The 16,924-nt window shown below is 40.9% G+C and carries 19 protein-coding genes and 1 pseudogene; 9 read left to right on the forward strand and 11 right to left on the reverse strand.

What is annotated here, in order from left to right; all coding sequences use genetic code 11:
• The 4 genes from arsB to FBF61_RS33340 form a co-directional block, all read right to left on the reverse strand.
• Positions 1 to 1,019, reverse strand: a 1,019-nt coding sequence (gene arsB, locus FBF61_RS33325; protein WP_138485324.1) for an ACR3 family arsenite efflux transporter, incomplete at its 3' end; no start/stop codon positions are given.
• On the reverse strand, positions 1,016 to 1,468 hold the full coding sequence (gene arsN2, locus FBF61_RS33330; protein ID WP_229215343.1) for an arsenic resistance N-acetyltransferase ArsN2: 453 nt from the start codon (positions 1,466 to 1,468) through the stop codon (positions 1,016 to 1,018). The genes arsB and arsN2, both read right to left, overlap by 4 nt.
• A 13-nt stretch (positions 1,469 to 1,481) precedes the next feature.
• Entirely contained in the window at positions 1,482 to 2,054 is a 573-nt protein-coding gene (locus FBF61_RS33335) for a DUF6428 family protein (RefSeq protein WP_229215344.1), read from the reverse strand.
• A gap of 56 nt (positions 2,055 to 2,110) precedes the next feature.
• Positions 2,111 to 2,443 (reverse strand): ArsR/SmtB family transcription factor, encoded by a 333-nt coding sequence (locus FBF61_RS33340; protein WP_138485325.1) that lies wholly within the window; start codon positions 2,441 to 2,443, stop codon positions 2,111 to 2,113.
• A gap of 118 nt (positions 2,444 to 2,561) precedes the next feature.
• Here FBF61_RS33340 and FBF61_RS33345 point away from each other — a divergent pair, with 118 nt between their 5' ends.
• Positions 2,562 to 3,272: a low molecular weight phosphatase family protein gene (locus FBF61_RS33345; RefSeq protein ID WP_138485326.1), complete on the forward strand. Its 711-nt coding sequence runs from the start codon at positions 2,562 to 2,564 to the stop codon at positions 3,270 to 3,272.
• An 800-nt stretch (positions 3,273 to 4,072) separates the two neighbouring features.
• Positions 4,073 to 4,213, forward strand: a complete 141-nt coding sequence (locus tag FBF61_RS34840) for a hypothetical protein (protein WP_166444691.1) — start codon at positions 4,073 to 4,075, stop codon at positions 4,211 to 4,213.
• 341 nt (positions 4,214 to 4,554) lie between these two features.
• Here the strand turns inward: FBF61_RS34840 and FBF61_RS33350 are convergent, their stop codons facing one another.
• The 3 genes from FBF61_RS33350 to FBF61_RS33360 form a co-directional block, all read right to left on the reverse strand.
• A complete protein-coding gene (locus tag FBF61_RS33350) occupies positions 4,555 to 5,685 on the reverse strand; it encodes a hypothetical protein (protein ID WP_138485327.1) in 1,131 nt (376 codons plus the stop codon).
• 65 nt (positions 5,686 to 5,750) lie between these two features.
• Complete coding sequence (locus tag FBF61_RS33355; protein WP_138485328.1) at positions 5,751 to 6,026, reverse strand: hypothetical protein; 276 nt, start codon at positions 6,024 to 6,026, stop codon at positions 5,751 to 5,753.
• Positions 5,998 to 6,660 carry an AAA family ATPase gene (locus tag FBF61_RS33360; RefSeq protein WP_131962144.1) on the reverse strand — a complete coding sequence of 221 codons (663 nt, stop codon included), beginning with the start codon at positions 6,658 to 6,660 and terminating at the stop codon, positions 5,998 to 6,000. Before FBF61_RS33360 ends, FBF61_RS33355 begins: the two co-directional genes overlap by 29 nt.
• Before the next feature lie 1,016 nt (positions 6,661 to 7,676).
• Between FBF61_RS33360 and FBF61_RS34845 the strand changes: the two genes are divergently transcribed.
• Together FBF61_RS34845 and FBF61_RS33365 are read left to right on the forward strand one after the other, a co-directional pair.
• The gene (locus FBF61_RS34845) at positions 7,677 to 8,009 is read left to right on the forward strand and encodes an IS110 family transposase (protein WP_166444692.1); all 333 of its coding nucleotides are present in this window, start codon (positions 7,677 to 7,679) and stop codon (positions 8,007 to 8,009) included.
• On the forward strand, positions 7,946 to 8,692 hold the full coding sequence (locus tag FBF61_RS33365; protein ID WP_166444693.1) for a transposase: 747 nt from the start codon (positions 7,946 to 7,948) through the stop codon (positions 8,690 to 8,692). The genes FBF61_RS34845 and FBF61_RS33365 overlap by 64 nt, the downstream gene beginning before the upstream one ends.
• 1,129 nt (positions 8,693 to 9,821) lie before the next feature.
• Here FBF61_RS33365 and FBF61_RS33375 read toward each other — a convergent pair.
• On the reverse strand, positions 9,822 to 10,235 hold the full coding sequence (locus tag FBF61_RS33375; protein WP_138485330.1) for a response regulator: 414 nt from the start codon (positions 10,233 to 10,235) through the stop codon (positions 9,822 to 9,824).
• An 883-nt stretch (positions 10,236 to 11,118) separates the two neighbouring features.
• Here FBF61_RS33375 and FBF61_RS33380 point away from each other — a divergent pair.
• The 4 genes from FBF61_RS33380 (at position 11,119) to FBF61_RS35360 (ending at position 13,976) form a co-directional block, all read left to right on the forward strand.
• Complete coding sequence (locus tag FBF61_RS33380; protein WP_138485331.1) at positions 11,119 to 11,511, forward strand: hypothetical protein; 393 nt, start codon at positions 11,119 to 11,121, stop codon at positions 11,509 to 11,511.
• A 554-nt stretch (positions 11,512 to 12,065) separates the two neighbouring features.
• The gene (locus FBF61_RS33385) at positions 12,066 to 12,470 is read left to right on the forward strand and encodes a hypothetical protein (protein WP_138485332.1); all 405 of its coding nucleotides are present in this window, start codon (positions 12,066 to 12,068) and stop codon (positions 12,468 to 12,470) included.
• Between the two features lie 391 nt (positions 12,471 to 12,861).
• The gene (locus FBF61_RS33390; RefSeq protein ID WP_138485333.1) at positions 12,862 to 13,785 is read left to right on the forward strand and encodes a hypothetical protein; all 924 of its coding nucleotides are present in this window, start codon (positions 12,862 to 12,864) and stop codon (positions 13,783 to 13,785) included.
• Between the two features lie 65 nt (positions 13,786 to 13,850).
• Entirely contained in the window at positions 13,851 to 13,976 is a 126-nt protein-coding gene (locus tag FBF61_RS35360; protein ID WP_138485334.1) for a multidrug transporter, read from the forward strand.
• Between the two features lie 65 nt (positions 13,977 to 14,041).
• On the opposite strand, the pseudogene FBF61_RS35720 reads toward FBF61_RS35360, so the two are convergent.
• Positions 14,042 to 14,110: pseudogene (locus FBF61_RS35720) on the reverse strand (HNH endonuclease); the annotation flags it as partial.
• Between the two features lie 232 nt (positions 14,111 to 14,342).
• Here FBF61_RS35720 and FBF61_RS33405 point away from each other — a divergent pair.
• Complete coding sequence (locus tag FBF61_RS33405) at positions 14,343 to 15,824, forward strand: Fic family protein (RefSeq protein ID WP_138485335.1); 1,482 nt, start codon at positions 14,343 to 14,345, stop codon at positions 15,822 to 15,824.
• Between the two features lie 340 nt (positions 15,825 to 16,164).
• On the opposite strand, the gene FBF61_RS34945 is transcribed toward FBF61_RS33405, so the two are convergent.
• Positions 16,165 to 16,641, reverse strand: coding sequence for an ankyrin repeat domain-containing protein (locus FBF61_RS34945; RefSeq protein WP_205748354.1), 477 nt, complete (start codon positions 16,639 to 16,641; stop codon positions 16,165 to 16,167).
• Positions 16,593 to 16,919 (reverse strand): hypothetical protein, encoded by a 327-nt coding sequence (locus FBF61_RS34950; RefSeq protein WP_205748355.1) that lies wholly within the window; start codon positions 16,917 to 16,919, stop codon positions 16,593 to 16,595. Before FBF61_RS34950 ends, FBF61_RS34945 begins: the two co-directional genes overlap by 49 nt.
• Positions 16,920 to 16,924: the final 5 nt, after the last annotated feature.

Consider the following 16,924-nt stretch of genomic DNA (forward strand, 5'->3'; position numbering starts at 1 on the left):
TGCTGTTGTTTCAATGCAAAATTCACCATCAGGATTAAGACCGGCACTTCGATCAGCGGGCCGATCACCGCAGCGAATGCCGCCCCGGAATCAATCCCAAATACCGCGATGGCGACAGCAATCCCCAGCTCAAAGTTGTTACCGGCGGCAGTGAAGGCCAGTGAAGTTGATTTAGCATAATCCGCGCCTGCACGTTTGGACAAATAGAAAGCAGAGAAAAACATGATCGCAAAATAGATCGTCAGCGGCAGCGCAATCCGCAGCACATCAAAGGGGATACTCACGATCAGCTGCCCTTTCAAACTGAACATGACCACAATCGTAAAGAGCAAGGCAATCAAAGTGATCGGGCTGATGGCCGGAAGGAATTTTGTCTCGTACCATTCTTTACTAAAAAGCTTGCTTAATACAATCCTGGAAATGATTCCAGCCAAGAATGGGATACCCAGATAGATGAAAACGCTTTGGGCGACTTGACCAATCGTAATGTTAACCTCGAAACCTTTCAGTCCGAAAAGCGGCGGTAAAACCGTTACGAATACATAGGCATACACCGAATAAAACAAGACTTGAAAAATACTGTTAAATGCAACGAGCCCTGCCGCATACAGGCGGTCACCATTAGCCAAATCATTCCAAACAATGACCATTGCAATGCAGCGGGCAATGCCGATCATGATCAGTCCGGTCATATATTCTGGCTTATCCGGCAAAAAGATTACGGCCAAGCCAAACATCAGCAACGGGCCGATTATCCAGTTTTGAAGTAGCGATAGCCCCAGGATTTTAGTGTTGTTAAACACTTTTGGAAGTTCAGCATAACGTACCTTGGCCAAGGGCGGGTACATCATCAATACCAAGCCAATTGCCAATGGAACGTTAGTTGACCCAGAATTAAACTGATTGATAAAGTCAGGTGTCCCGGGTAAAAAATAGCCGATTGACACACCGATCAGCATGGCCAGAAAGATCCACAAGGTCAGATAGCGGTCTAAAAAAGAAAGACGTGGGTTATTCATGCGGTTTGATGCTTTAAATTCCTTTTCATGACAACAGCTGATGAAGGGCAAAGGCCGCTAAACTGCCTGGTTCGCTGAATTGCTTCCGGAACCTGCTGACGCTCCACAGCCGTGAAGCCGTACCGGTCGAAGTAATGGTCAGCTGTGGTTGTGATCAGATAAACGGCTTGCAAATCCTGCTCGTCAGCACCAACCAGAAGCTGCTCGACCATCCGGCCGGCGATACCTTGGCCTTGATGAGCAGGATTGACAGCGACTGAGCGCAGCAAGCCAACTGACCCGAACAGTTCCAGACCAGCCACACCAACAAGTTCATTGCCCTCTTTGGCTAAAAGGAAATTAGGCAGGCCTTCTGGTAAATCTTCGGTAAGAAGGTCAACTTCGTTGAGTAAGCTGATCACCAACTCCTTTTCTTCCGGCCTAGCATTTTCAATTTGTAGTGTCATCATGTTTCTTGTTTGATTAGCAGCATCCAGAACCAGGCTGGCAGCTGGCTCCATCCGAGGTAACTAATTCCAGTTCTTGCTTAACAGGGGCAGGCGCGCAGCATGAGGCTTCTGCTGACGATGTACCACAGCTTTGGTTACGTGTGAGCGCCTTGCATTGGGTGAAGTCCGGAACCAGGTTAACCGTGAATGCTTCACCATCGACAATAAACTCACCAGGATACATTTGGCGCGTATCAAACTTCGAATTGCCAAATTCAATCTTCACCGTTGCATTCGGGTTCAAAGGCAGGGTTTTTTCCACCAGGTTCACGATTTTTAGCGCCTTATCTACCTTCATGGAGCGATCTACTTCTTTCACCGAAGGCTCCCAGAGTTGGACAATTACTTCTGTCCAGCTGTTCATTTGCCCGCCGCAGTCCACAGATACAATCGGCGCTTGCTTGATTTCGGTGATGTGGTAAGAGCTATCGACAAACTTGCCTTCTTCGTATTGAAATTGGAGGTATAAATCTGGATTTTGTTCGAGAGTGTTTTTGAAATCACCCCAGGTCATCGGGCCGCGGGCGGCTGGATTCGATTGGCTCATGGTTTCTATTGGTTAAATGTATTATTACGATCAATTTTCTTAAAAAAATACCCTGCTTAGTTACAGCAGGATGTGGTGAGTGCAAATGTATCCAGTAATGCCCCAAATGTTTCTTGTGCTTCTGACCAGACGATTGGATTAATGCAATAGCAAACCCGCGGTGGATTGATTTCACCGTGAATGATGCCGATCCTTTTCAGCTCTTTCAAGTGTTGAGAAACTGTGGCTTGGGCAAGTTCGAGCTCATCGACCAGGTCTCCACATACACAAGATTTTCTAGCGATTAGCAGTTGCAAAATCGCAACCCTGGCCGGGTGTGAGAATGCTTTGGCCAGATCCGCAATACGGTTTTGCTGCTCAGTAAATATTTCGGTTTTAGTAACTCCCATACTGCAAATATAACGGGCAATTTATTAATTGCAATATTACGATGGAAATTTTTTTGTCTGATAAAATGAATCGTATCTTTACGATCAATCTTTAAATTTTAACTGACTTTAATAAAATATGAACCTGATCAAATTGATAATTATGACCTTTATAACTACTGCTGCAATTGTGCCTACTAACAAGCACGATGATAAGAAAGCGCTTAATCCAGAGCTGACTTCTTACATCAACACGATTAAAGAAGACTTCTCAAAAATACCCCAGGACCGGGTGGAAGAGCTTGACAAGATTGCTGCATTTATTCAAAAGCAAGTTAAAGCTGGGCAGCGTGCAGAGCTCACCTACATCTGTACCCACAATTCCAGGCGCAGTCACTTCGGGCAAATCTGGGGAGCAACTGCTGCTGCTTACTATAACATCCCTAATGTAAAAACATACTCTGGCGGTACTGAGTCCAGCGCGTTCAATGAAAGAGCTGTCGCTGCTTGCAAGAGGGCCGGCTTCGATATCACAAAAACATCAGAAGGCAAAAACCCGGTCTATCAAGTAAGCTACGGAGCCGGTAGCGAACCTTTGAAGGCATTCTCAAAGAAATATGATGATGCCAGCAATCCCCAAAGCAATTTCTGCGCAATTATGACCTGTTCCCAGGCTGATGAAGCTTGTCCTGTTGTTAAGGGCGCGGCAGCAAGGGTTGCTGTTCCGTATGATGACCCGAAAGCGTTTGATGGTACCGCGCAGGAGACACCGAAATATGACGAGCGTTGCAAACAAATTGCAACCGAAACGCTGTATGTTTTTTCGAAAGTGACAGTAAAGGTTCAATAATGTATATGATTATCATGTAGTATTTCGGACAACCAAAGATTATATCAACTGTGTCTTTGATTTGTCATGGGCAAGCCCCGCTCAGAATTGAATGTACTATACTGCGGTGCGATAAAAACCGTACGCGAAAGTCGTGACGGTTTTTATCCTTTTCTTTAGTTTACCCCAAGATTAAGGGGTATTGTATAATTCCAGTTCATGCAAACCAGCAACCATAGGATATCAAATTCATTATAAACATTGAATAACATCACAAAACAGATGTTGCCCAAGTAAAACAAGGGAATATGAGGCTTGATGAACGGCTTCGAGGGATTGCTAAGTACATTTATTTATTCTCAACTAACGGAGAAGTTTAGGCTGATTCTGATGATATCACAGTACTGTCAGCAAGTGAGTTATTCAATTGTTGTCTGCACGCATAGAAATATTACCGTCCAGAATTAGTTATTGACTTGGTTTTTGACTTAATACTTGTCGTGGAACACCTGTTTACTAAGACTCAAAATGACTGACATAAAGGCACGCTAAAATAAAAAACAATATAACTAAAAACTTAGTTCTCACCTCCCTTTTTTTTTAGGAGATTATTATTTCAAGTCATTTCGCAATTTTTGTTTTCCCTAAAAAAACAAAAGGACTGTAACCAATACAACACCCCAAAAGACCTTTTTAGCGTGCGCGTAGCGACGCAGGCCGCATTTGCGTGTTTGCTAATAAAATATGTGATGAGTGACGTAGGAACGAATACCGATTTCTAAATTTTCCCATTTATAAGTTTTTATAATAAACCTATATATATGGTGGCAAAGTTCGACAGCAATCAACATTTGATGATTATAGACGCTGTTTTTACCGTGGCGAAGCTCGACAGTGAGGAGACATACGTGGCAATATCCGACAGCAATGAGGCAAAGAACGACAGCAATGCTTATTTGTGAGGCAATACTCGACAGCGATGCGGCGATACTCGACAGCAATGTAACAACACTCGACAGATTTGTGGCAATACTCGACAGATTTGTGGCAATACTCGACAGCGATGTGACTTGTCAAGGCGTCATATCTACTTCATCCAAGCTCCTGAGCCAATACTCGACAGCATTAACGATATTCAACCATTTTTTAGCTCTCAACCCCCATTGTATATAATTTAAGGACTACAAGGATCAAACTAAAACAGCTTATAGGATGATATGAGGCAATACTCGACAGAAAGCTTTATTGAATTTTGGAACAATAGTGATATCAATCCACTTGAATGAGGCAATACTCGACAGCACTACCTACTAAGAAAACCATCCCTTATATATTGTTTAGCCTGTACTTTGGTAAGTTGCTGATTATAAGCTTTATAATATGCAGAGATCAGTACGTCTATTTTAATGTCTGTATCCGCATCAGCGTTAGTTAACCAGCGCTGAAAGACATCCGTTTCATCCTTTATTGCTACTTTTGAATGCTTAGAATTGAAAATATTCCTTAGTTCTATGATCAAGGAATTGAAGAATAGATGATCCCCTCGCCGTTCAGTCAAAGATGGAATGTTTACTGAACTTGAAAAGTCTAGTTCAACCCAGTATTCTTCTTGGTAAGGTTTAGATGGATCACCTTTTACGAACCTGTAGGAAAAAGGGAAGTCTCCCTTTTCTTGAAAGAAATCTAGTATTCTCTTTAATGACTTTTTCCTAAATCTGTTTTGCTCTACCTCTAACTCTGCCAAATCAGCCAGATAATCCACTGAAAATCGAGCTGTGGTCTCTTTTTGGCTTAGTAGTTGATGCCTAGTCCTTTGAAGGATTAGATACAAGCTTTTCCGGCCATCTCCTCCCCTACCCTTACCAATTTTGGGATAACCATTTGTTTCAATGGTATAGTATCGGCTAATAAAGCCATCTAGCCATTCATCAGAGATTCTGATCTCATAAATTTTTATGGTATTTGATTGCCGGTTCAGATTCAGCTTGATATCCTTAAGGATTGGAAAATTCTTAAGCTGGATTACCTCATTTTTTGTATTGACCGCGTATGACTTCGCAAAAATTATATTCTTTTGAAGCATGTTAAAAAGCGCATAGTCAAAGACAGAAACAAATTCATGCCCAAAGTACTCTGGAATAACTGCCTTGGGATTGGCAATAAAGTACGGATGTTTCCTAGCTAAGTCCTGTCTGTTTCGGCCAGACTCTTTACAAAAATCTTTCAGCGTAAATTTAGTATACCCAAAAAGATCCTTCTTCAAGTTTTTGCTAATGAATACAATAAAATCCTTTACTATTCCAGCGTCCTCACCAAACGATTTCCTTATGTCATGAAGATTATCAGCAACACTTCTGTCGATTCGACTTAGAAAGAAGTCGTTTTTTGAACTAATATCACTGCTGACATTAGCTTGGGTTTCTTTTTCCTCCATATACAAATTTTAAGGCACTACTTACAGCACTATTTAAAATACTAAAAATAGCACTGTTTCTAGTGCTATTTTTCACTATTCAGCTTTTCTAAAACGGCCTCAACAATCCAATCGTGGATACTGATCCCTGGCTTAGGCGACCCAGGCCTTCGGGGACGCTTCAATCGGCGACTATCTATCTCACTAATGATTTGGCCAGTAAGGCGCACATTGATGTGCTTTGCCTTTTCTGGATCAGCAGGAGCAGTTTCTTTAATAGTACTTCCTCCTTTGTTAATAACTGCCTCAATGTCGGCTTCGGTCACTTTTGGTTTACGCGGTGGCGGTAACGTGGTTGCCATTTAATACACGGTTAAATAAGTCCTCTATTTCTTTGGTTGCTTTGGGGTCGATGTTTTCACCCTCAAACGGTGTAAGCCCCAATCCAGCAGCGTTGCTGATAGCTTTACGGTTGCTGATCGGATAAGGCAAATAAGTGAGCTGAGAAATCTGAGAGAGCGCTTCTGCAACATCTCGGTTATCAGCACTACGAATATCAGCACGGCTCAGGAACGTGTAAGCGATCAATGGCTCAGCCCGAATCGATTGAATTTCGTCTATAAGATCCGTTACCTTAGTAATTGTCCATAGATCAAAACTGCGCGGCACAAACGGTATCATTGATACGTCAGCCACAGATAGCGCTGCCCTTTGACTAGTGGTGTCTCTTCCACCCGTGTCAATTATGATATGATCATATTTTGGCTTCATGGCTTCAACTTGTTTCCGGAGATTTGCACCAGTCATATTGACAAGCGTGTATCCCGTATTGCCAAGTGTCTGCTCCCGCCATGCAGTAAAATCTGAAGACGTTTCCTGATCGTCACCATCTACAAGCAGCACATCCTTTCCTTGGCTAGCCAGCCATCCAGCCATCGTCGTAGCCAGGGTACTCTTGCCTACCCCACCCTTAATTGAGTTGAATGATATTACCACTAGTTCATGTGTTAAAAATGATGCTGCAATTAATACAAACTCTTACACAAAAACAAATACTATATTCAGTGTTATTTTTAGTGCTGTTTCCAACACTGAAAATTTGCCAATAGCTTTCATGCTATGAGACTTTGTTGATAGTATCTGAACGAGCTGAATCACATTATTATGTTATTTCAAGTTCCTATCACAGCCTGGTCCTAAGCAATGATATTGATCACCTAATCTTTGGTTAGATTTTGTTGGCAAGAATATCCCACTTTTCTAATTGAAAGATATCGCAGAGTGGAAAAAGAGGAGCAACAGCTGCGAGTAGGCCATAATTATCAAAGAGTCACAACTCATGAATGGGCATATTTTGAGCATCAAGGATTAACACTTGAATTACCACGCTTGGAAATAGTACAATATGCAGCACTGTTACTAATGCCTTTTTGGTGCTGTTTTAAGCACTGAAAATAGCACTTATTGCACATATTTTTATCTTAACTTCGGAGAAGATAGGGGAGGGGAGCAGGTACTTCTGAATCTCCTACCACAGCCTGGTCCTAAGCAATGATATTGATCGCCTAATCTTTGATTAGATTTTGTTGGCAAGAATATCCCAGTTTTCTAATTGAAAGATATTGCGGAGTAGAAAGAGAGGAGCAATACCTGTCAGTAGGTGATAGTTATCAAAGAGGGCCACAACTCATGACAATTTTTAAGCATCAAGGATAACACTTGTATTTACAACACTCAGAAAAAAGTACAACATCTAGCACTATTACTAATGCCTTTTCCAGTGCTGTTTTAAACACTTAACATAGCACTTTAATACATATTATTTAGATTAATTTCTGACAAAATAGGGGACGGGACAGGTACTTTTTTGATCTATAAATCCTTTTGAAAGCTGCCAAAATATCTTACCTGAATTGATTGGCTTTTGTTAAATTTAGACTTAAGTGAATCGCCTCCACGGTAGCCTTCCTTTCATTATCCCAGCAACACGATGCTTATAACTTACTAATAACATGGCAAAATCACTTTATCCTTCCGTTCCAAAGGTGATACTTGGAATGGATATCTCCAAATCAACCGTTGATATCGCTGTGCTCAAACCTGGTATCCAAGTAGTTTCACATCAGATTACTCACAATGCAGATGCACTTAGGCTTTTTCTTCGTCAGCTCACAACAGACCTGGGATGCCGTGCTAAGAATATGCTTATTTGTGCAGAAGATATGGGGGTATTTGCCAATTTGTTATTGCCGAAGCATTGCGAAAAAAAATTCCGCTATGTTTGGAATCACCTCTCAGGATTAAAAGGTCGCTCGGAATTGCCAGGGGCAAGAATGACCGGATAGATGCCATACGCATTGCCGAGTATGCACACAAAAATATTTCCGTATTAAAAATGTACGAGGCCCCACGAGATTGCATCCACTATTTACAAAAATTGACCGCCATTCGAAACCGGCTAATTAAGACCCGGACAATTCTTACAAATGAGGTTAAAGTAAATAATTACTTTCTAAGCAAGCAACAATGTTGGGACATAGGACTTACTTTCAGTCGAAGTGTTTCCGCAATAAAAGAAGATATCATAAGCGTTGATTTACAGATTGATACCTTAATTTCATCAGACACCACTTTGAAAAGAATGTTTGAACTGATCACATCTGTGCCTTGTATTGGAAAGGTGATTGCAGTACAAATTATTATCCACACCAATGAGTTTAAAAAGATAACAACAGCTAGACAATTTGCCTGCTATTGCGGTGTGGCCCCCTTTGAAAAGTCCTCCGGAGGGGTGACATTTGGGAGATCAAGAATATCATTTCTTGCCAATAAGGAATTAAAAGCGAACCTGCATTTAGCTGCAATGGGCTGGCTTCGCCGTCCCAAAAGTTTCCTTAGAGAATATTATTTAAAAAAGCAATCAGAGGGCAAAAACAACATGGTGATCCTGAACGCTGTTCGAAATAAGCTTATTCATCGAATATACTCGTGTGTTAACCATGATGTCTTGTACTCTGAAAATCTGTGAGTGGTCATACCGGGGTAATTACTAGGCCATGTACCAGGGAAAACCTAAGCGGTTTTAAAGTTTACTAGGTTGGCGGCGTTGACGTATTTTACTATTATCATAAATAGGTAAAACCTACAGATATTAACAGTAATACCGAGTCGCTGCCACTCACATAAGGCCACCTAGGTCCCGTGAAGTGGAAATCAAGTCTTGAAATTAAAATTGTCTCCAATCGGATAAATCTTCCGGTCTCTCAACTTCTGTATCACTATCCCAGTCGAAACAACCTGTTACCCCAACATATACATCATCGGCCGCAGCCTGTGGAGAGTGGTATGAGCCCAATGAATCATTATCTAATGCCAAAATCCAGCGGCTATCATGCGCCTGGTGAATTGTGAATGTACCGTGTTCCGATTTATATTTCCATCTACCCACTGCCAACAATGTATAGTTTGATTCTTAGGCCTAAAGTAATAAAAAGAGTGAGCGAAACCACGAGACCAAAGAGCAGAGCAAAACTTTTGAGCAGAACAAAAGGGAAAAGAAGGAGCTGGCGCAGCAGCCCAAAATTATACCCAAGCAGAGCAACAGAAAAAAGAAGCCTTAGATTTGGGATGTGAATTATTGAGCTAACAACGAGCACTAAAAATCAAAGAATGGGATTTTTTGATAAAGTTTTCAATAAAGGAAGTTCCAATGTTAAGTGGGAAGAGATTAAAAAGACAAAGGAGGTTTAAACCAAGAACTGGCTCTTTGAGTTTGTATAACCCTTTTTTATGTTAAACAACAAAACACAGAACAAGAGGGGAAAGGCCGATTGGTGAAGGTTCTTGGTTTTGTACAAGCACAGCTCACTTCTCCCAGCTTGTTCCGGATCCGCAGCTGCTACATAAACAGACCGTTGTTAACAAGAAGGAATGATTTTTTTGCAAGGTCCGCATTCAAAAATTAAGGGCTCACAATACATTGTTATGAAGGAAAGTATACGAACAGACTCTATAAAATTCCTTAATCCAAAATTGCAAAATTTTCAGCAACTAGTTGAATACGAGCAGAAAGTTGTTCGAAGAAGGCATAAATGGGAGCAGGAGCTTAATAGTTTAATCAAGCAACTTTATCGCTTAAAAATGATGGGGCTATTAGATTAGTGTACTTTGTTGGCTGTATCTCCTTGATAGTGGCTATATAACTGCTTGACCAGCTCAACATATTCATTAAAATGGGTTGGTTTAGTAATAAACTTTGTAGCGCCTTTTTCCCGAGCGGCAAGCGCCAAATCCTCGCTGCTTGAACTGGAAACCAGATAAATAGGCAGGGAAGACCAGTGAGAAGATTTCCTTAGGGCTTCTAGCGTTTCCAGGCCATTCATTACAGGCATATTAACGTCCAGCACTAAAATGGCGTCGGCGACTTCGTCTTGCAGTATCTTAAACAATTCCCGGCCATTATCTGCTTCGATTACGTATATGGGTACGCCGACTTCACTTATCGCTTCCTTTACTAGGAAACGCCAGTCTTCGTCATCATCAACAATGTAGATCGTTTTGATAGCCGCCATCAAGCAGAAAGTCTGGCTGCCGAATCTAGATTTCTCTTGGATGCTCGCATAAGCAGCGATTTTGTATAGTCCAGCCGGACCATTCCCTTCATTTGTTCAATTTCTGATATCTGGTTTAGGAATTGAAGCTTGTCTTGGGCTGACAAAAGCAAATATGCCTCTAAGGCCCTTAAAGTGTTATTTGTCATGTTTGTTAAAGGTTAGTGATAACGCTGGATGGCATTTCAAGCTTTCAATCCGATCCGTGATGCAGCTGTTTCCAAATCGCAAAACAGCCAACTTTTCGAGAAGCTGTTTGTTTCTAAGTGCTAATGCAACCAGCCGATTCTGGATCGAAAGACAATCTTTAAAGAATTGCTCACGGACTTCGATGTTGTTAAATGTCAAAAGTGATAGCTTCATTAGGCTGCTGGATTAGAGCGGCTTGACCAGCAGTAAAATAGGGCGGAGAAGAGACTCCGATTAAACTGGTTAGATGTAAGGTAAAGATTGTTCCGGTCTGAAACAATCTTTAAGAACCTTTCAGCGGCATGATTCCGTCGAGCAGGCATTGTTTAGCAACATGGAAGAACTATCTCCCAAAACGTCCATAGCTGTTGCACAACTCGGGGTAAGTTTAGTGTTGAACTGATTATGGTCAACTCAAGAATTGAATAAAGGGAACCCTTGGAACTAGGGGTGTCTTTTCTCGTCCGAAATTTGATTCATTGCAAGCGCCGACACGGGCAAAGCACTCACCGCATCAAGAATAGAGGATTTTCTGAGATTTAAAACTCAAACAACTATTCATTGCCAGACAAAACATAAGAAAACTAGTATTTTTCAATACGATTACAACTTTTTTTAACGAATGTTAGTCCTGAAATAAACAAACTACTTGGCAATGAGGCATCTAAATTTACCTTTTTACTGCAGTGTTCTTCTTTTGAGTATTATTGGCTGCTCGGATGGCAAAGAGGACATACCACCTGAGAATGCCGAAAGTCAAACCTGTTTTAGTGGTAAAAGTCTTAAAAAGGTTAAAAGCCAAAAAGGGACTATTTACTATGACGCATATGAAAAGCGCTTTGCAGTATACGTTACAATTCCTGGAACATTTGATTCACAAGATGTAGGGTTTCTCTGCGACAACTTAGATATACTGAAAAAGGACAATTTATCAATCACCTTCACAGGCAAATACCATTCATATTTAGAAGGCCGCAAGCCTCCGGTAGGAGGACAGAAATATTATTTTCTAGATATACAGAAATTCAAAATTCTTACCGGCCAATAATAACTCGTTCCCCTTCCAATGCAGTAGCATGCGCAAATAACGTCCGATCGCAGCGACAGATCTAAACCATAATGGGGTAGGGGAGACTTATCTTGTAAGATCATTTTTCGCTCTGAAAATTTAAAACTTCTCAAATTGTCATCTCACAAATCAACGTATGCTTGTGGACAAATCTGCGAGAGAGGTACAGGTTTAGCGCCCTGCATCATTGTTTGCCTGAAAATTATTAGATTGAGAATATGCTGTACTATGATTAGTTCATAGTTACATCGAATAACTACGCAATAGTTATAGATTAAAATCTATATAAGACACAACACACATAAATGTTATATATGCACATAAAGAATAGGGCATTAATGTATACAAGAAAAACTATGTAATAAATATTATATAAGAAATGAAACAAGGATACATTTACGTAAGGTATTATATATGATATCTATGATGAAAGATTGATAAATGAATGAGTCAATATAAGAGTTAAAAAATATTTTGCAAAAAACTTGCAAAATATTTATATTTTTCGTAAATTTGAATAAATTGAAAATACTATGAAGCTTAAAATTCTTGATATAGATTCAAACGCCGCAAAACCAAAGGCAACCATACATATAACCGGGAAGTTAGGTTTTAATATGGAAGCCTCTAAGATGATGGATTTGAGTGACGAAACGTATTATCAAGTAGCGATTGATGAAGAGACAGAAGCGGCTGATACAATTTATTTTATACCAGCAACAGCGGACATTAAAGGATCTGTTAAAGTCGCAAAAGCGGGTAGTTACTTTTATATGAACTTAGGCGCGACATTTAATAAGCTAGAACTGAATTACGAAAAACACATTATCTCATTCGATATAAGTAAAACTAAATATGAAGGGGAGGATTTGTTTGTACTGAAGAAGAGAAAAAGACAAAAGCTCCGTGATGGGGCAAATGATAAGGATGATGATTAACATCAAAAATATAAAAATTGATCCATGCTTAAAACGCAAAAAGCTTCATAGGTTAGCATCCTATGAAGCCTTTACGCTTTAAAACTGGTTGGTATCAGGATGGAATTGAGCCTCCAACTGACACTCTGATGAATGCGATTGCAATAAACAAAGGTAAGAACAGGATTTTCTACTGCAAATTTCAAACCATTGTTTTTCAACTTCGTCACTGCCTAAATCAATTTACGCTGAGCAGAGCACTGGTTTTAACTATATAACAAAAACGCATTTCGAGGCTTTTTAATTCATTGTTACACATATCAGTTACGCACTGATCCAACTAGTCAGATCAATCATACTCGATCGATCCTGACCGTGAATTAAATTTTGTTTTATTTTTAAACACCAAGTCATGCGACTACAACAATCGCGTATACACGACGTGAATATCTTTCTTCACGCGCTTCCTGATGGAAGTAAATTCCAGATTTCTCTGACCAACATAGAACTCCACCACAAGGTGCTTTCAGCAATTGGGTTCAGTTCACAGTTAAATCCGGGCGAAAGATTGCTACCCAGACCCAGAGGTCCCGTTTCATTTTTTAACTCCGAGGGCCGACAAGATCCTCAAAAGGATCAAAATATGATACGATGTTACAGAGATGGTATGATTAAGGATTGGCATGGGCGTTGGCATCATGTTGAAATCCCATACAAACGCTATCCTCGTATTACGGTTCCTGCTCCTGGCGAAGAATTGACCATAGATGTTAAGGATGGCAAGAAAGTCGTCATTTCGCGAACACTGGAATATCATCCAAATGATGCCAGGCAAAATGCATCAATCAAGCATACGATCAACTTGTTTTTAGAACTGTTTGGAGAGTGTGATATTCTTTCAGACGAGTTACTACAAATTCACAAGTTAAAGATTGAGCGCAGGAACTGGCGTGTATTGCCTACCGGTGAATATCCATGGGAGAGAGCGAAAGATATTCTTAGGGATATCACCAAATCGCTATCAAATGCACAACGTAGGCTGGTTGATTATCGCTTAAAACACATTTCGAGTTTTAATCCGAGTAAGCTTATCATCGGCGAAGCAGGTTTCGATGGATACGTCATATTCTGCTTTGAGGATATCAACCTGTATTTATTAGAGTGCCGATTTACAGACAACGCAACATATGTATTCGGTGAAGATTGGGAGTCTTTATGCCTCCTAACAAAGGCCGAAATCTTAGATGAAAATCTTCATAAGCACCGACTGGTACATAGGGGCGGCTGGCCGCAAAAGGTTGCTCGACTGGTAAATCGTCATCAGGAAGCAGCATAAATTTAAGCCGTTACGGCTTAAAATCGTAACGGCTTAAAAATCAATTAATTTAAAATCTTACAATTATGACAAAGAAAACAATATACCGGAGATCGGACAACGGGCAGTTAACTACAAAGGACTATGCAGAAAAGCACCCGAAGACCACAGAAAAGGAACGTGTAAACGTGCCCAATAAGAACAATAAGTAGATTAAATTGATACAAGCATGGTGAGCGGTGGAATACTTAATCGCTTACCATGCTTGTCCTTTATATTAGGTGTCCGATTTCCTACGATTGCAATCACGGCAAAGCATTCGACCATTATCTATTCTGTCTTCCCAATTTTGTGATCATGGCGTAAGGTCGTATGTATGTGAACACTATGAATACAAAAATGCGACTCTTGACTCGTAAAAAATAATAGAATTACACGGGTGCTGGCTTAAGTAGGGGAGGGAGTTCATCATAAACCACATTAATGTGAGCCCAGCGAAGGAGCTAATAGAAAATTTTCTACCAATATGTATATTTAATAGAAAAATTTCCTACAAACACTTTACATTGCGCGACTTAATGGAAAGAATTCCAATGATAAGATTACAAGAAGTGCTTTTTGGGTCTTCAAACAAGACAGAATCTGCCAAAATTAGTTCTTTGGAGAAAAAAGGGATCATCCGAAAGATAGCCCCTCGCATTTATACATCAAACCTAGAAGAACGTCCCGAAGTTGTTATAAAGAGAAATTGGTTCAGAATACTATCCAATCAATTTCCGGGTGTAATTCTAAGTCATCGTAGCGCACTGGAATTTGTTCCGGCTGACGGTGAGCATATATTTGTTACATACACCTACACACGTAAGAACCGATTACCTGGTCTTACAATTCATTTTCAGCAAGGCCCTCCCCGGCAAGAAAACGACAACGTATTTTTTGAAAATTTATATGCTTCCCAGGAAGCAAGGGCATTTTTAGAAAATATGCAGGAAACCCGTACTAGAAATGATCTTTCAAAAACCCTTTCAATTTCGGAAATTGAAGAAAGACTTGATCTGATTATTAGATCTAGGGGGGAAGATGCTATCAATGTTATTCGAGATAAGGCTAGGAGCTTGGCCTCAGCCTTGGGGATGGAAAAAGAATTTAATAAACTTAACAATCTAATAGGGACGCTCTTGACAACGGGTGATTCTAAAAGTCTTCATTCTCCTGTCGCCATAGCACGGTCGTTAGGAGATCCTTTTGACCCTGCAAGAATTACATTATTCGAAATACTGTACGCAGCTTTGAGTGGCCGGACCTTCCCGGCTTATTCCGATAAAAACGTTTCATTAAAAGCTTATGGAAATTTTGGATTTTTTGAAAGCTATTTCTCAAACTATATCGAAGGGACAGAATTTGCTGTTAATGAAGCTCAACAGATTATCCAGACTGAAACACCATTGCCTGAACGCGATGAAGACTCTCATGATATCCTGGGTACTTATCAAATTGTTTCAGATCGGCACGAAATGGCGATAACTCCCAGTTCACCCAGTGAACTTTTGCAACTGTTGCGAAGCAGGCACGCCACATTGTTACGAGCGCGCCTTTCTAAAAAGCCCGGACAGTTTAAGGACAAAAATAATCGGGCTGGTAATACGGAGTTCGTAGACTGGCAATTGGTGGCCGGTACTTTAAAAAAAGGGTTCGATTGGTATTCGCTACTGGACGAGCCTTTTGCCAAAGCAGCTTACATGATGTTTATGATTAGCGAAGTTCATCCATTTCTTGACGGAAATGGCAGAATTGCTAGGGTAATGATGAATGCTGAACTTTCTTCGAAAGGGCTTTCGAAGATAATTATTCCTACCGTCTATCGTGAAGACTATATGGGCGCGCTGCGAAAACTTACCAGACAACACGATCCGACTGCCTATATTCGCATGCTTTTGAGAACCTTCGAATTCAGCTCAAACATCTATGGTGAAGACCAAACAATCATAGAAAATCATTTGATCAGATCTAATGCTTTTGAGGAACCAGAAGTCGCAAAATTAATAATCATACCACGCTAAGACTTTAATTTCTAGGAAAACATTTTACAGTTTAACGTGCTATGTCATAATATTCTGTAACTAGTTTTCATGAACCGCTAATCTGTAATCTGAAAAGCCCGAATTAGCGAAAAATAACCTACAAGGGAATGAAAACCGGACTAGCAGAAAAACCCACCGGTTTATTTTGGAGAATAATCTCATAGATAATATCAATGACGGATATTCGGATAAATAAAATGTACTGGATGTCGGACTATACTGATTAGTCTGTGAAACTTCAAACCAAATGGGACAGACGAGTGGCTGCCTCACCTTGAAGGATGTTGCTCTGCTCGCCGAAAATTGCATGCGTCATCTGTCAAAGGCCGGAAGGAATCTCTGCTAACTCGCTCGCTGATTTTGCCCCTTGCCTGTGTAACCACTCAACGAGGTCGTCTGCTCCTTCCCGATGTGCAGCATCCAAGGGTGATAGATTTTCCCAGTCCGGAATCCAGTTTATATTGGCTCCCTGTTCAAGTAAGAAAGCAGCTGCCACTTTTTGTCCGCCATGGCAACAGCCCCAAAAAGCGCGGTCAATCTCTCTCTTCTCAGGTCTTGAATTTTCAGTGAAATAACCCTCTAATCTCTCCATCAGGCCAAGCGTAGCAGCATCCGTTAAATTGGTCCGTGCGCCGAGCTGCACAAGCCTATGTGCAGCTTTCCATTGTCCAAAAGCTCTTGCATCAGTAAGCGGGGTTCCCCCGGCAATGACTGCGCCTTCGGCTTCTATATTTGCGCCTGCATCAATTAAAGCATCAAGCGCTTCGATGTCATTACTACTTGCAGCCCAATGCAAGGAGTTTCAAAATGTGGACCGGTGAATTGTACATTCACGTCGCTTCCGGCTTCAACAAGCGTTTTGATTGTCTGAGCTACATTTGGGAAGTGGCCAGGCCAGTCTGTGGCAACATGTAGTAACGTACGCGACATGCCACAAGGGTCATTATCACCAAGCCTCGCTTTTGATAACCCAGGATTATCGGCCAGTAATTGTGTAAGCGCCTGGATATCCCCTGTTTGAATAGCCTTGACAACTGCAACCGCAAGGGGGGCGTCTGTATCAATATAGTTCATTAATA

This window comes from Dyadobacter bucti (assembly GCF_005869225.1).
Taxonomy (GTDB): Bacteria; Bacteroidota; Bacteroidia; order Cytophagales; family Spirosomataceae; genus Dyadobacter; species Dyadobacter bucti.

Bases quoted from the DNA above. Each gene is read 5' to 3' on its own strand.
- FBF61_RS35360 (WP_138485334.1), top strand. From the start codon at position 13,851: ATGACAAAGAAAACAATATACCGGAGATCGGACAACGGGCAGTTAACT.
- FBF61_RS33335 (WP_229215344.1), bottom strand. From the start codon at position 2,054: ATGAGCCAATCGAATCCAGCCGCCCGCGGCCCGATGACCTGGGGTGAT.
- FBF61_RS33380 (WP_138485331.1), top strand. From the start codon at position 11,119: ATGAGGCATCTAAATTTACCTTTTTACTGCAGTGTTCTTCTTTTGAGT.
- FBF61_RS33345 (WP_138485326.1), top strand. From the start codon at position 2,562: ATGAACCTGATCAAATTGATAATTATGACCTTTATAACTACTGCTGCA.
- FBF61_RS33405 (WP_138485335.1), top strand. From the start codon at position 14,343: ATGGAAAGAATTCCAATGATAAGATTACAAGAAGTGCTTTTTGGGTCT.
- FBF61_RS33350 (WP_138485327.1), bottom strand. From the start codon at position 5,685: ATGGAGGAAAAAGAAACCCAAGCTAATGTCAGCAGTGATATTAGTTCA.
- FBF61_RS33375 (WP_138485330.1), bottom strand. From the start codon at position 10,235: ATGGCGGCTATCAAAACGATCTACATTGTTGATGATGACGAAGACTGG.
- FBF61_RS33390 (WP_138485333.1), top strand. From the start codon at position 12,862: ATGCGACTACAACAATCGCGTATACACGACGTGAATATCTTTCTTCAC.
- FBF61_RS33355 (WP_138485328.1), bottom strand. From the start codon at position 6,026: ATGGCAACCACGTTACCGCCACCGCGTAAACCAAAAGTGACCGAAGCC.
- FBF61_RS34950 (WP_205748355.1), bottom strand. From the start codon at position 16,919: ATGAACTATATTGATACAGACGCCCCCCTTGCGGTTGCAGTTGTCAAG.
- FBF61_RS33340 (WP_138485325.1), bottom strand. From the start codon at position 2,443: ATGGGAGTTACTAAAACCGAAATATTTACTGAGCAGCAAAACCGTATT.
- FBF61_RS33385 (WP_138485332.1), top strand. From the start codon at position 12,066: ATGAAGCTTAAAATTCTTGATATAGATTCAAACGCCGCAAAACCAAAG.
- arsN2 (WP_229215343.1), bottom strand. From the start codon at position 1,468: ATGATGACACTACAAATTGAAAATGCTAGGCCGGAAGAAAAGGAGTTG.
- FBF61_RS34845 (WP_166444692.1), top strand. From the start codon at position 7,677: ATGGCAAAATCACTTTATCCTTCCGTTCCAAAGGTGATACTTGGAATG.
- FBF61_RS34840 (WP_166444691.1), top strand. From the start codon at position 4,073: ATGGTGGCAAAGTTCGACAGCAATCAACATTTGATGATTATAGACGCT.